Origin of the sequence: Blastomonas sp., assembly GCF_041747255.1 — a bacterium.
Taxonomy (GTDB): domain Bacteria; phylum Pseudomonadota; class Alphaproteobacteria; order Sphingomonadales; family Sphingomonadaceae; genus Blastomonas.
Genome location: NZ_JBGTFM010000038.1, coordinates 1 through 13,114 on the forward strand (window position 1 = coordinate 1; position 13,114 = coordinate 13,114).

Below are 13,114 nucleotides of genomic sequence, written 5' to 3' on the forward strand. Positions count from 1 at the left end.
AGGCGATCCACCTGCGCGGGGGACCGGGTAGGGCGGTGAAATCGGCACCTCCAGCCCCAAAGCCCGCACCAGCCCCATCGGCGTCGGCACCATGAACTGCGCCGGATGCACGAACGCGAACAGCTCAAGCACATCGAGCCCCGACAGTTCGGGATAGCCCAGCCGCTGCGCGACCAATGGCGCGTTGAGCAGGATCATCGGGGTCTCCGCCGCGCGGCCTATCGCCTCGCCCTTTGATATCCGGGTTGCCGCCTGTCCGGGCGCGGCGAACCAGATTGCGCTATGGCTTGCATGGAGCGCGGGAAAGGTTAGGAAAGCGGGCATTGCCATGCCCTTATGGCGGCATCGGAACGAAAAGGAAACACATGTGAGCGCGTATCGCGAGGCAGCCGTGAGATCCAAGGCCTGGCCGTTCGAGGAAGCGCGCAAGCTGGTCAAACGCTACCCGCAGGGCAAGCCCGGGGCGCAAGGCCCGGTGCTGTTCGAGACCGGCTATGGCCCGTCAGGCCTGCCACACATCGGCACGTTTCAGGAGGTGTTCCGCACGACCCTCGTGCGGCGCGCGTACGAGACGCTGACAGGCGGCGCGCCGACGCGTCTGGTGGCGTTCAGCGACGATTTGGACGGGCTGCGCAAGGTGCCCGACAATGTGCCCAATCAGGCGATGCTAAAAGAGTATCTCGGCAGGCCGCTCACCAAGATTCCCGATCCGTTCGAAAAGTTCGAAAGCTTTGCGCACCACAACAACGCGATGCTGCGCGCGTTTCTTGACCGGTTCGGCTTCGACTATGAGTTCATCTCGTCAACCGAGCGCTACAGGGGCGGGCATTTTGACGAGGCGCTGCGCGGGGTGCTGCGCAACTATCAGGCGATCCTCGACATCATGCTGCCGACGCTGCGCGCCGAACGCGCGGCGACCTATTCGCCGGTGATGCCGATCAGCGCCAAATCGGGCGTGGTGCTGCAGGTGCCGGTCGAGGTGGTTGACGCCGAGGCGGGAATCGTGCGCCTTGTCGATGATGGCGAGACCATCGAGCAGTCGATCCTGGGCGGGCAGGCCAAGCTGCAGTGGAAGGTCGACTGGGCGATGCGCTGGGTCGCGCTGGGCGTCGATTACGAGATGTACGGCAAGGACCTGACCGACAGCGGCGTCCAGTCGGGCAAGATCGCGCGCGTGCTCGGCGGCCAGAAGCCCGAAGGCATGATCTACGAGATGTTCCTCGACGAAAAGGGCGAGAAGATCTCCAAGTCAAAGGGCAACGGCCTGTCGATCAACGAATGGCTGCGCTATGGCAGCGAGAACAGCCTCGCATTCTATATCTTCCGCGAGCCCAAGGCGGCCAAGCAGCTCGGCCTCAGCGTCATTCCGCGTGCTGTCGACGAATATGCGCAGTTTCGCGACAACTGGCACGAGCAAGACGCCGACAAGCGTCTGGGCAACCCGGTGCATCATATCCACCACGGCAATGTGCCCGTGGGATCACTGCCGGTGAGCTTCGGGCTGTTGCTCAATGTCGTCAGCCTGCCGGGCATGGGAGACAAGGATCTGGTCTGGGGCTTTGTGCAGAAGTACGCGCCGGGCGTATCGCCTGAAACGCATCCCGAGCTCGACGGCCTGATCGGCAACGCGGTCAATTATGGCCGGGATTTCATCGCGCCAACGCTCAGGCGCCGCGCGCCTGCGGGGCCAGAGGTCGATGCGCTCCAGCGGCTCGATGCTGATCTGGCGGCATTGCCCGCCGATGCGACGGCGGAGGACATCCAGAACATCGTCTATGCCATCGGCAAGGACGAGGCGTATGGCTTCGACAATCTGCGCGACTGGTTCAGGGCGTTGTACGAAACGCTGCTGGGGTCAGAGCAGGGGCCGCGCATGGGCAGCTTCATCGCGTTGTACGGCATCGCCAATACCCGCACCCTGATTGCCGAGGCTCTCGTCTGATCCGTGCAAAGACCGGCCGAGATGCCTGGAACAAGGGAACAATGGCACGGGCGGGTCGTAGGTGCAGCATATCCAAGCCATAGCAAAGGACGCACCTTATGCCCCTCAACCCCACATTGCCCGATCTTTCCGGCCGCCGCATCTGTATCCTTTCCACCGATGGCTTTGAGCAATCCGAGCTGTGCCAGCCGCTTGAACAATTGCGCGCAGCGGGCGCGAGCGTGCATGTCGTCGCGCCGCACGTTGGATCGATCCGGGGCTGGGACAAAAAGGACTGGGGCCAATCGGTCGCGGTCGATCATGTCATCCCGGACATCAGCGCATCAGACTATGACGCGCTCGTCTTGCCCGGCGGTCAGATCAACCCCGATGTCCTGCGCACCAACAAGAGCGCGGTTGCGCTGGTCCGCGCCTTTGCCGATGCGGGCAAGCCGATCGCGGCGATCTGCCATGCACCGTGGCTGCTGATCGAGGCATCGCTGGTCGAGGGGCTGACCGTTACCAGCTACGGATCGATCCGCACGGACTTGCGCAACGCCGGCGCCAAGGTCGTCAACGAGGCGGTGGTTGAGGATCGCGGCATCATCACCAGCCGCTCGCCCGAAGATTTGCCCCAGTTCATCGCAGCGATTGCCAAGGCGGTGCTGGCCACGGCGGACCGGACAACCGAGCCTGCCTAAACCGTTTGCGGCGTGCGCCGGGTGACCGTTCTGATCACGTCCCAATAGCCCGGCGCGATCGTCATCCGCTCTGCATGGCCGCCTGCGATCAGCGCCTTATGCGCGGCGGGCAGATTGTAACATGGCACACCCATGAACAGGTGATGCTCGCTGTGGAAGTTCACCCAGTACGGCGCGACCGACGCGCGCTCCAGCAGGTTGGCGTGCGTGGTGCGCGCATGGGTGAACGGGTCGTGGCTGCCGGTGCTGGTGCAGGCATGCTCGGCGATGTTGCGGATGCGCAGGAACAGCTGGAAGGTCGTCGCCAGCGCGATCAGCCAGATCAGATAGGGTAAAGCGCCGATGCCGGTCGCAAACGACAGGCCCAGCAGCACGATCTGCGCCGCCAGAAACCGCGCAAACACCTTGCCGACAAAGACATTTTGGTCCTTTGCAGCCGGGCCAAAGCCCTTGAGCGCCATCAGCAGCTGCCCGCCACGCTGCTTGAGGAAGGTCAATCCGGTCAGGTCGCGCAGCACCTTGCGCATCAGGCTGGCACGGCTTGTCGGGAAGGGGGCGGACAGCGACAGATCGGGGTCTTCGGGCTGCTGCGTGTAGCGGTGATGGGTGAGGTGATAGGTGCGATAAGCGTGCAGATCCGTCCCCACCGGCACACCCGTCAGCCATTGGCCGACGGCGTTGTTGATGGCACGATTGGGGTGCATCAGGCCATGCGCCGCCTCGTGCATCAGGATGGCAAGGCCCAGCTGCCGCCCGCCGATCAGGATGACCGCGAGCAGCCACGCCCACCATGTCGCGAGATATGCTGCGCCCCAGGCGAGCGCGAACGCCAGCAGCCAGCCATGCGCGACCAGCGCAAGACCCTTCCAGCGCGAGACCGTGGTCAATGCCTTGAACACATCGCGCCCAAACACCTGTGTCGGATTCGCCGCCTTGACCAGCGCCATTCTCATGCCTCGTTTGCTTGACGTTTGCGTCAAGTTAGCATGGTTGCAGAAGCAAGGCCAGCTTGGCGGTGCGTGTCCCATCGTCGATGGGTGCGACGTCACGCTGGCTTCCGCACCGGCACCATCGGCAGGCTTGGCGCGACGTTGGCTGACAGCCGTTCGGCATCCTTGCGGTCAACGCCCGCCAGCACCAGTGCTTCAACCAGCGCAGCTTCTGGCGCGACGACGACGTCGGGCTCGACGCCGTTGGTTTCCCAATCCTTGCCCGTCGCCGGATCATAGGTACGGCCGACCGGAACGAACGCGGTAAACCCTTCACCGATGCTCTGGATACCGCCAAAATGGTTGGCGCCGGCACTGGGGCTGCCGATGATCGTACCGCGGCCAGTGTGCTTCATCGCCAGCAGGAAATGTTCGGCAGCAGATGCCGTTCGGGGCGCGCTGAGCACGAACACCTTTGCCTTGTACAACGCTTTGTTCGCACCGGGTTTGACCCAGTGTTCAAACGTGACAAAGCCAGGATCGGCATCGACGGCGCGCATACTGGCGCTATTGCTCATCGGTGCTCCCTTTGTTTCCGCGACCGACCGCCGTGTCGCCATGGTCACCAACCGCGTTTCTTCGTTGAACAGCCAGGGAAAAATCTCATCCATTTCTGCGACGCCGCCGCCGCGATGGGTGCGCAGATCAAAGATAATGGCTTTCGCATCGGAATGGTCAGCCATGAATTTGGCTGCTGCCGCCACAGTTTCCGCCTCGCCGGGAAATAGGTTGAAGCGCACAAAAGCTACCCCCGGCGCAATCCAGCCCGCATGTTCGACTGGCCCGACAGGCTTTGCCCCTGGTGTTGGGGCGCGGCGTGTGGACGGGTCTGGCGCTCTGTCCAAAACCCTTAGGTGACGATCGGGATAAATTGCCAGCAGGTCGCTGGTCAGCCGCTCGGCAAGCGCAACGCGGTTAGTCAGGCCATCGTACTGGCCGGCGTCTGCATTTTTGCGCAACGTGTCAGCATAGGATTTACCGATATCGGGATAGACGAATTGTGCCTCCAGTGTGCTTGCGAGAGCGTTCGCCAAGGTGCGGGGCTGCTCCACCGGCGCTGGTTCAGCTTCCGTCGCAGGTTCACCCGCTTGAGATGCCGGTTGCGCGATAAGTGATGACGCACCAATGCACAGCGGCAGCACGGCAACACCGAACAGAAAGCGAGCATAGGTCATCGGGCAGAGTCCTGTGTGCGTGGGTGACCTGCCCACATTAATGCGCAAGCGTGTTTCGGCGCTAGCATTTCGACAAAGCCACGCCTGACGAAGACAGACGTAATCGTAAGCGAATCAGTCGTTCGCCAGCGCGTCGAGCAGGGCCTGTTCCATCGGATCGATCACGCCATCGATATGGATGCTCGCTGCGAGCCAATGCTTTTTGGAGGCGGGATACAGCGTGGCAGGGGGCGTGGAATTGCGCTGCGGCAAGCCCTTGCGGCCAAAGGATTTTGCCATACGGCCCATGAAGCGGCCGACGTTGCTGCTGGTGTCGGCCATGAAGCTGTCGAGGCGTATGGCCTCGTCGCGGCTGAGCAGGCGATAGGCGGGGTCGGTCATGATGTGCAGCCGCAGCGCCTGCACAAACAGCGTCTGCCATTCGGGTGCATTATCGCCGTCCAGCGTTGCGTCTTTCAGGCGGAACAATAGCTCTGCCTCCTCGCGGCCGATGTGCGCAGGCGACAGCCCGGCTTGCGCATAGAGCACCCGGCGCAGCATTGCGACCTCTGCCGTGCCAATGCTGCCCGGCTTCAAGCTGTTGCCGCAGCGGGTGGGGCCGGTGCCATCGATCACCGCGTCGGCGATCTGGGTGAGGGCATAGCGCTTCAGCGGCTCGGGCACGTTTTCCGCGCGTTCCATGACCTTGGCGATCAGCTCGAGCTCGGCGAGCGTATCGACATGGCCGTCGTGATCGATCTGGCTGATCAACCAGGCGGCGTTGTCATCGCTGACATAGCCGCGCGGGGCGACCTGTTCGACCAGATAGGCTGTGATCGCCTCGACAAAGAAATCGACCCATTCGGCGCTGCGCGCAGCGCTGGTGCGGTTGAGATCGAACAGGATATTGGCCTCATCAGCGCTGATCTGGCCGTCGGGCCAAACGGCGCGGCGCAGCGCCAGCGTTTCATCGGGGCCGATCGCGCGCGCATCGCGGATCATCGCGCTCAGGTCGTTCAGGGGCTTGGTCATCGGGCATCGCCTGCAGTGGACGTTGGCGTCACCATAATGCCGAATGTTTAATGCCCGGTTAGGCGAGGCAAACGGCCCGCTCTAACCCCCTTTGGGTGGGCGCGGGATGAAGGCTGATGTGCGCGCGATATAGGCGGCATAATCGGGCCGGGTCTTCTTCAGCCCGCGCTCGAGCAGCGCCGCGCCGCTCCATTTGACCAGGGTGAAGTTGAGGAACAGCGGTCCGATCACGCTGGCCAGCGCGACGTCGATGCCGGTCGAGACCGCGATCAGCCACAGCCCCCACCAGGTGCAGGCATCGCCGAAATAATTGGGGTGTCGGGTGTAGCGCCACAGGCCGGTGTCGAGCACCTTGCCCTTGTTCGCCGGGCTGGCGCGAAACGCTTCAAGCTGAAGATCGCCCACGGTTTCAAAGATGATACCGATCAGCGCCACGCCCGCGCCCACAAGCGCCAGCGTCGTGATCTCACCACCGCGCCAGATGCCCAGTTGTGCGGGCAGGCAGACGATGAACAGCAGCGGCCCCTGCAGCAGGAACACCTGCAGCAGCGCAGTCTTGGCAAAGCTCCAGCCCTTTTTCTCCTTCGCCGATGCCATGATTCTCGCATAGCGCGGGTCCACACCATTGCGCCGCCAGCGCACAAACAGGTGCAGCCCCAGCCGCAGCCCCCAGATCGCGGTGAGCACCAGCAGCAGCGATGCCACCGGGCTTTGCGCGCTCAGCAGCCAATACGTGACGCCCGCCAGCAGCACCATGCCCATCGGCCAGACCGCATCGATGAACGACACATCCCTGATCGCCACCGCGAGAATCCACAGCAGCAGCATGACGCCGAAGATCAGCACCAGATTGTGCACCAGCATGGGGATGGCGTCGGTCACACTATGCTGTCCCTGATGATGTCGGTGCTTGCGCGCGTCGGATGGCGCGGCGTGACGCTCTGGTAATAGGCCATCACCTTGGCCATGTCGGCAGTGTAATCGCCTGTGGGCATGATCGCCGGGCCAAGCCCGCCGACCTTGCGTTTGTAGTCCATCAGGCCGCAGACAAGCGGCACGCCCGCGCCTAGTGCAATCTGGTAAAAGCCGGTGCGCCACTGGCGGACGTTGCCGCGCGTGCCTTCTGGCGCGATGGTCAGCATGAAATCCTCGCGCCGGGTGAACTCATCGATCATTTGCTGCACCTGGCCGCGGCTGGCGTCGCGCTCCACCGGCACCCCGCCCATATCACGCATGAACCGACCCAGCGGCCAGCGGAACAGCGATGTCTTGGCCATGAAATGCGCCTTGATGCCGATGTCGGTGGTCAGGCCTAGGAAATACAGGAAATCCCAGTTGCTGGTGTGTGGCGCGGCGATGATGACGAAACGGCGCGGCGCAGGCACCTCGCCCTCGGCGCGCCAGCCACGGCGGCGATAAAACCAGAGCAGCGCCGCGTAGATCAACCGGCTTGCAATCGTTGGCGCGCGTTCCCGGCCATAGCGCAATGCCGCCCCGCTCTCATGTTTCATAGGTTTGCAAATCCACCCCCCGCCCGCGCCTGTACGCGTGGCGAATGTAGATTGCAGGTTCACGTTGCGGCTGGCAATCGGATATTCCGGAGCAAAACCAATAAATAGCCCCTCCCCTGCAGGGCAGAGTTGGGGTGGGGCCGCCGGGCAAGCAGAATGATTACATCGGCAATGGCGCGCTGTAACCGCCCCACCCCTTGCCCCTCCCCCGAAGGAGAGGGGTTTGAGGAGAATGGTCAACCCTTGGTCGCGGCGATCCAGCGGTTGATCTTGTCTTCCAATATGGTCATCGGCAGCGCGCCGGTGTTCAGCACCTGGTCGTGAAATTCGCGCGGATCGAACCTGGTGCCCAGTTCGCTCTCAGCCTTCGCTTTCAGTCGCTGGATGGTCAGCGCGCCGATCTTGTAGGCGAGCGCCTGGCTGGGGATCGCGATATAGCGTTCAACCTCGGCGGTGGCGTCGGTTTCGCCCATCGACGAATTGTCGAGCATGTATTTGATCGCCTGTTCGCGCGTCCAGCCTTTCGAATGGATGCCGGTATCCACCACCAGCCGCATTGCGCGCAGCATCTCGTCATCTAGATGGCCAAAGCGCTGATAGGGATCGTTGAACAGCCCCATCGGATAGCCAAGTTTTTCTGAATACAGTGCCCAGCCTTCGACATAGGCGGTGTTGCCGCCAAAGCGCATGAACGCCGGCAGTGCTTCGTTTTCCTGCGCCAGGCTGATCTGGAAATGGTGGCCGGGGGCGCCTTCGTGCAGATACAGCGTGGTCATGCCCGGGGTGGTGCGGCTGGGCAGATCATAGGCGTTGAAATAGAAGATGCCGGGGCGCGAGCCATCCGGATTGCCGCTCTGATAGCTGCCACCTGCCTCGAATTTCTCGCGGAATTCCTCATAGGGGCGAATTTCCAGCGGCGTGGCCGGCAGCACCTTGAACTGGGTCGAGATGACCGCATCGACCTGTTTGCCGATGTCATAATAGCCTTGCGTCAGCGCCTCGCGGGTCGGGGCCTTGAACTTGGGGTCGGTGCGCAGGTGATCGAAAAACTCGTTGAGCGTGCCCTTGAACGCAACTTCTGCGCGGATCGAATCCATCTCGCTCAGGATGCGCTTGACTTCGCTCAGCCCCAGATCATGGACCTCATCGGCGGCCAGCGGCAGCGTGGTGGTCTGCTCGATCAAAAAGGCATACAGGGCATCGCCGCCCTTCATGTATTTGAGACCAACGCCCTCGCGTGCATCCTTGAGATAATCATCGGCCAGATAGTCGCGCAGTCGCTTGTAGGCGGGGTAGATATCGTTGGTGATGATGCTGGCATAGGCGGCGGTGAAGCGTGCCTTGTCGGCATCGCTGAAATCGGCAGGGAAGGTGTTGACCGGGCCGTAATAGGGCGATTCTGTCGGCGCCTGGGCAAGCTGCGTGTCAAGCTGTTCGATCACATTGCGGATCGTCAGCTTGGTTTCTACCACGCCCGACGCCTGCCCTTGTTTGAACCGCTCGATCGACCGGTCCAGCAGCACCACGAACTCCTTGTGGCGCTTCAGGTTGTTTTCATAGTCAGTCACGGTCTTGAACGGCGCGGAGCCGGTGCCCGATGCGAAATTGGGGTAAAACGTGTGGAAGCCAAAGAAATGGTTGATCGGGCGCACAGCGGTGAGCGGCAGAAACTCGGGCGAGAGTCCCTTGATGGCATCTTGCTGATTACGTTTGAAAATGTCGTAGGCGATCTGGTTCACTGTGGTGAGCCGCGCGCGGTCAATCTTGGCAAGCGCGGCCATGTTGCCTTCCGCCGCGCGGCGTTCGCCATCGAAATAAGCGTCGGATACATAGTCGCCCAGCCGGTCGGCATAGCGCAGATCGCCACGAAACAGGCCGCTGATCGGGTTGCGCACAAGGTTGGCCTCATCATCGGCGGCGAACAATGCGGCCAGCCGGTCATCCTCGCTTTGCGGTGCCGCCTGAGTGGTTTGTGCGAGAACAGGGCTGGCTGCCATCGGCGCAGCAAGCGCGGCGCTGGCAAGCAGCAGGGCAGTCTGGCGAAGTGTCGGCATGAAAGGGGAGTCTTTCCGGAGCGAGAACGTTGAGCGACAGGCTTTGCACCAGCGCAAATCTGCACGATTTCCATTTGCTATCACGTGGTTACCGGTGGCGCAATGACCAGACACGCGGCCTGTCGAAACACTGCGGCGGTTGGTAGAACGGCATTGTGTGAGGACACAGCTTGCGATCGATGACCTCATAGCATTCTAATCGAAAATCTAAATTAACGTATATCAACAATACGATGAAACTTTATGCCACGCGGTTGGTTTAATCTTTCGAAGGCCAGCAAATATGCACAGCCGTTATCCACGAATACCGAAACGAACAAACCAATGTCTGCCCGGATTATCATCATAGAAGACGAATTTCTCGTGGCGCTCGACATGCAGGTTGGGCTAGAAGATGCCGGCTACAAGGTCGTGGGCGTCGGCGATGACTGGAAATCGGCACGCGACCTTGCAGAGCGTAAGCCTGACATCGCGTTGGTTGACATCAACCTGTGCGATGGCGCAACCGGGCCGGAGATCGGCGCCTGGCTCGGCGCTGAACTTGGGTGCACGGTCATTTTTGTCACCGCCAACCCACGCCAGCTCGCGCGTCCGGTGCCCGGTGCCCTGGGGGTGTTGATCAAGCCGGTGGACAGCAGGCAGGTTGCCGAAACGATTGACTTTGCGCTTGCGGCGCGCACCGGTTTTCCCAGCGCAATACCTCCGCCCGGATTGCTGCCAATCGCGGCCTGACAGAGGTGGCGGGGGTCAGACCGGCGCGTCTTTTACCTTGCGCAACCGATTTGCGGACACCCGCATATTGACTGTCAAACCCTCACGCAACCAATGCCGCTCGATCTGCCCGGCGAGTTGCTGGCCAATCGCCAGTTGCACCAGACGGGTGCCAAAGCCTGTCTGTGTGGGTTCGCCGACAACCACCGGACCCTTGCTCTCAACCCAGCCAAGTTCAACTTGATCACCGATCTCGCGGATGGTGATGGTGACGCATCCCTCTGCGGCAGACAGCGCGCCATATTTGGCGGAATTGGTGGCAAGCTCGTGGAACACGAGCGCAATCGGGGTGGCGCTGCGGTCATCGATGTCGGGATCGTCGCCGAGTATCGTCAATCTCCCTTCACCGAGCGCCGGATAGGCACCAAGAATCTGGGTCAGCAACCCCTTGAGCGTGCTGGCAAAGGCTTCAGGGCGTGATTTCTCGCTGTGCGGCCGCGCAAATTCATGCGCGCGGCCCAGCGCGGCGATGCGGTCTTGCAGTTCGGACGCCATCGGACGCTGCTCAGGGTTCTGGCGTGCCGCCATGCCGATCAGCCCGTTGATCACCGCAAAGATGTTCTTGATCCGATGGCTGAGTTCGCGGCTGAGGATTTCGTTTTCCTGCGCAATCATCTTGGCTTCGTGAATATCGGTGCAGGTGCCGATCCATCGCACAATCTCGCCCTCGCGGTTACGCATTGGCAGCGCCCGGCCCAGCGTCCAGCGGTATTCACCGCTGTGATGGCGCAGCCGGTAGTTGATCTCGTACGGCTCGCCGGAGGCCAGCGCATCGCCCCACAGCTCACGGGCATGCGCCTGATCGTCGGGGTGAAACAGGCCGTTCCAACCGTCGCCGTCAGTGGACCCGGCGGGCACGCCGGTAAACTCGTACCAGCGGGCATTATAGTAATCGTGGTAACCATCGGCCAGCGTTGACCAAACCATCTGTGGCATCGCGTCGGTCAGGATCTTGAAAGCAGCGCTCATCCCCTCCAGTGCGTCGCGCGTCGATAGCATTACATTGGCCGCATCGGCATCGGCCTTGGTAATGTCACCGCCCACACCAAAAACGCGGGAGAAAAAATCGACATCTTTCATACGGGACTTTCTACCGGCGGATTTGGCTGAAGCGCGGGACCAAGTATCAGACTGTGTTCGATGGCGGAAACCAGCTTGAATCGATCGTGCTGAATCGATCCACAAACCGCGCCAGTTCGATCAGTCGGTCCTCGTCGACCAACGTAACGGTGCTGCGGGTGCGGATGATCAGCCCCTCTTCGGTCATCTGCCGGATCAACCGGTTGACGTGCACCTGGGTCAGCCCCACCGCATCGCCCAGATCAGTCTGGGTCAGCGGCATGCGCACCTCCGCCTTGTGCTCACCGGTGACAACGCGCATGCGGGCGGCAATCGACAGGAACAGGTGCGCGAGCCGCGCCTTGCCGTCATTGCGCCCAAGCGCCCGCAACCGATCCGACAGATCGACACTTTCCAGCTGACTGAGCGAAAAGAACAACGCGGCAAGCCGTGGGTGTCTGGCAAAGGTCTCGCCCAGGGCACGGCGCGGAAAGCGGCAGACCATCATGTCGGTGGCCGCGATGATGCTGGCGGCGGCATCGCGAAAGGCGATCCCCGATGCCCCCATCAGATCGCCGGGGAAATGAAAGCGCAAAATCTGCCGCGTGCCATCGTGCAGCAGGGTTTCGGACAGCGCCCAACCCTGATGGACGATGGAAAGCTCGCAGATATCATCGCCTTCGCGCCACAGCGCTGTCCCAGCCGCGTAACTTTGAGGATCGCGCTCAAGATCGGCAATCGCTGCCTTCTCAGAAGCGTTGAGATCAATGTAACGGCTAAGTCGGGCAACAAAACAGCTGTCGAACATGGCCGGGCTCCTACAAGACCGGGTCAAACCGCGCACCATGCGCTGCCTCCCCAAGAGAGCGGATATTATCACGCCCAGGCACGAAGGCTCATAATGCGTTAAGGCTCATTATCCAGCAAAAACATAAAATTAACCCATGTTAAATTCACCCCGCCGAGGCGGCGTATTTTACGCTTAAACGCCCGCAGTGATCCAGATAAATCAGGGCTTGCAGCGCGGTGACGTTGCCATATTGTTGAGCGACAATCGAAAAAATTAAACCGAGAGGATCGTGTCGCGATGAGTTGCAAGGATGCCGATAGCGCGCTGGCCGATCCGGTTGCGGCTGACTGGTGCCCGCCTGCTGGCTGGCCCGCGATGTCGCTTGACGCGATTGAGGCCATGCTGTGCGCAAGCGGCCAGCCGTTCGAGATGGAAACGGTCGATGTCGATGGCGTGCCGACCCGCTGCTGGAAACACGCGCTGCCCAGCCTCGGCGCGCTGGCCGCACATGCGCGCATCCATGGCGACAAGACCTTTATCATCTATGAAGATGAACGCATCAGCTACGAAGGCTGGTATCGCGCCGTCGCGGCGCTGGCGCAGGCGCTGCAGAACGCAGGCGTCGGCAAGGGCGACCGGGTGGCGTTGGCGATGCGCAACCTGCCCGAATGGCCGGTGGCGTTCTTTGCGATTGTGGCTATCGGCGCGATCGCCGTGCCGCTCAATGCCTGGTGGACCGGGGCCGAGCTGGCCTATGGCATCGCCGATTCAGGCGCGCGCCTGCTGATCGCCGATGCCGAGAGGCTGGAACGGATCATGCCGCATCAGGGCGCGCTTCCGGCGCTGAGCGCGATGCTGGTCAGCCGCTCGCACGTTGCCTTGCCCGATATCGCGATGCGGCTTGAGGATGTGATCGGCGCGCCGACCGCTTATGCCGATCTGCCGGACGCCATCATTCCTGCAGCCAACATCGCGCCGGATGACCCGGCGACGATCTTCTATACCTCAGGCACCACCGGCGAGCCCAAGGGGGCGCTCGGCAGTCATCGCAACATGACCACCAACATCCTGACCACCGCCTATGCCGCCGCGCGCGCCGCGCTGCGCAGGGGCGAAATGCCCGCACCCGCCG

At 61.9% G+C, this 13,114-nt stretch carries 12 protein-coding genes and 1 pseudogene; 4 read left to right on the top strand and 9 right to left on the bottom strand.

What is annotated here, in order from left to right:
- A pseudogene (locus tag ACEW8G_RS01295) lies at positions 1–324 on the bottom strand (ATP-dependent DNA helicase); the annotation flags it as partial.
- 43 nt (positions 325–367) lie between these two features.
- Here ACEW8G_RS01295 and ACEW8G_RS01300 point away from each other — a divergent pair.
- Both ACEW8G_RS01300 and ACEW8G_RS01305 read left to right on the top strand, forming a co-directional pair.
- The gene (locus tag ACEW8G_RS01300; RefSeq protein WP_373486644.1) at positions 368–1,942 is read left to right on the top strand and encodes a lysine--tRNA ligase; all 1,575 of its coding nucleotides are present in this window, start codon (positions 368–370) and stop codon (positions 1,940–1,942) included.
- A gap of 98 nt (positions 1,943–2,040) precedes the next feature.
- Positions 2,041–2,622 (top strand): type 1 glutamine amidotransferase domain-containing protein, encoded by a 582-nt coding sequence (locus tag ACEW8G_RS01305; RefSeq protein ID WP_373486645.1) that lies wholly within the window; start codon positions 2,041–2,043, stop codon positions 2,620–2,622.
- Here ACEW8G_RS01305 and ACEW8G_RS01310 read toward each other — a convergent pair.
- The 6 genes from ACEW8G_RS01310 to ACEW8G_RS01335 form a co-directional block, all read right to left on the bottom strand.
- The gene (locus tag ACEW8G_RS01310) at positions 2,619–3,575 is read right to left on the bottom strand and encodes a fatty acid desaturase family protein (protein ID WP_373486646.1); all 957 of its coding nucleotides are present in this window, start codon (positions 3,573–3,575) and stop codon (positions 2,619–2,621) included. The genes ACEW8G_RS01305 and ACEW8G_RS01310 overlap by 4 nt on opposite strands.
- Before the next feature lie 92 nt (positions 3,576–3,667).
- Positions 3,668–4,786: a S41 family peptidase gene (locus tag ACEW8G_RS01315; protein WP_373486647.1), complete on the bottom strand. Its 1,119-nt coding sequence runs from the start codon at positions 4,784–4,786 to the stop codon at positions 3,668–3,670.
- Positions 4,787–4,900: 114 nt separating this feature from the next.
- Positions 4,901–5,797 carry a hypothetical protein gene (locus ACEW8G_RS01320; RefSeq protein ID WP_373486648.1) on the bottom strand — a complete coding sequence of 299 codons (897 nt, stop codon included), beginning with the start codon at positions 5,795–5,797 and terminating at the stop codon, positions 4,901–4,903.
- 81 nt (positions 5,798–5,878) lie between these two features.
- Positions 5,879–6,679, bottom strand: coding sequence for a DUF1295 domain-containing protein (locus ACEW8G_RS01325; protein ID WP_373486649.1), 801 nt, complete (start codon positions 6,677–6,679; stop codon positions 5,879–5,881).
- Positions 6,676–7,308 (bottom strand): lysophospholipid acyltransferase family protein, encoded by a 633-nt coding sequence (locus ACEW8G_RS01330; protein WP_373486650.1) that lies wholly within the window; start codon positions 7,306–7,308, stop codon positions 6,676–6,678. The genes ACEW8G_RS01325 and ACEW8G_RS01330 overlap by 4 nt, the downstream gene beginning before the upstream one ends.
- Positions 7,309–7,544: 236 nt before the next feature.
- Entirely contained in the window at positions 7,545–9,362 is a 1,818-nt protein-coding gene (locus ACEW8G_RS01335) for a DUF885 family protein (RefSeq protein WP_373486651.1), read from the bottom strand.
- Between the two features lie 324 nt (positions 9,363–9,686).
- On the opposite strand from ACEW8G_RS01335, the gene ACEW8G_RS01340 reads away from it, so the two are divergent.
- On the top strand, positions 9,687–10,094 hold the full coding sequence (locus ACEW8G_RS01340) for a response regulator (RefSeq protein WP_373486652.1): 408 nt from the start codon (positions 9,687–9,689) through the stop codon (positions 10,092–10,094).
- A gap of 15 nt (positions 10,095–10,109) precedes the next feature.
- Here the strand turns inward: ACEW8G_RS01340 and ACEW8G_RS01345 are convergent, their stop codons facing one another.
- Both ACEW8G_RS01345 and ACEW8G_RS01350 read right to left on the bottom strand, forming a co-directional pair.
- The gene (locus tag ACEW8G_RS01345; RefSeq protein WP_373486653.1) at positions 10,110–11,213 is read right to left on the bottom strand and encodes a sensor histidine kinase; all 1,104 of its coding nucleotides are present in this window, start codon (positions 11,211–11,213) and stop codon (positions 10,110–10,112) included.
- Between the two features lie 46 nt (positions 11,214–11,259).
- Complete coding sequence (locus ACEW8G_RS01350; RefSeq protein ID WP_373486654.1) at positions 11,260–12,000, bottom strand: Crp/Fnr family transcriptional regulator; 741 nt, start codon at positions 11,998–12,000, stop codon at positions 11,260–11,262.
- A gap of 279 nt (positions 12,001–12,279) precedes the next feature.
- Between ACEW8G_RS01350 and ACEW8G_RS01355 the strand changes: the two genes are divergently transcribed.
- On the top strand, positions 12,280–13,114 hold an 835-nt coding region (locus ACEW8G_RS01355), incomplete at its 3' end, for an AMP-binding protein (protein ID WP_373486655.1).

Coding starts and splice junctions, on each gene's coding strand:
- ACEW8G_RS01305 (WP_373486645.1), top strand. CDS start 2,041: ATGCCCCTCAACCCCACATTGCCCGATCTTTCCGGCCGCCGCATCTGT.
- ACEW8G_RS01310 (WP_373486646.1), bottom strand. CDS start 3,575: ATGAGAATGGCGCTGGTCAAGGCGGCGAATCCGACACAGGTGTTTGGG.
- ACEW8G_RS01315 (WP_373486647.1), bottom strand. CDS start 4,786: ATGACCTATGCTCGCTTTCTGTTCGGTGTTGCCGTGCTGCCGCTGTGC.
- ACEW8G_RS01320 (WP_373486648.1), bottom strand. CDS start 5,797: ATGACCAAGCCCCTGAACGACCTGAGCGCGATGATCCGCGATGCGCGC.
- ACEW8G_RS01330 (WP_373486650.1), bottom strand. CDS start 7,308: ATGAAACATGAGAGCGGGGCGGCATTGCGCTATGGCCGGGAACGCGCG.
- ACEW8G_RS01335 (WP_373486651.1), bottom strand. CDS start 9,362: ATGCCGACACTTCGCCAGACTGCCCTGCTGCTTGCCAGCGCCGCGCTT.
- ACEW8G_RS01340 (WP_373486652.1), top strand. CDS start 9,687: ATGTCTGCCCGGATTATCATCATAGAAGACGAATTTCTCGTGGCGCTC.
- ACEW8G_RS01345 (WP_373486653.1), bottom strand. CDS start 11,213: ATGAAAGATGTCGATTTTTTCTCCCGCGTTTTTGGTGTGGGCGGTGAC.
- ACEW8G_RS01350 (WP_373486654.1), bottom strand. CDS start 12,000: ATGTTCGACAGCTGTTTTGTTGCCCGACTTAGCCGTTACATTGATCTC.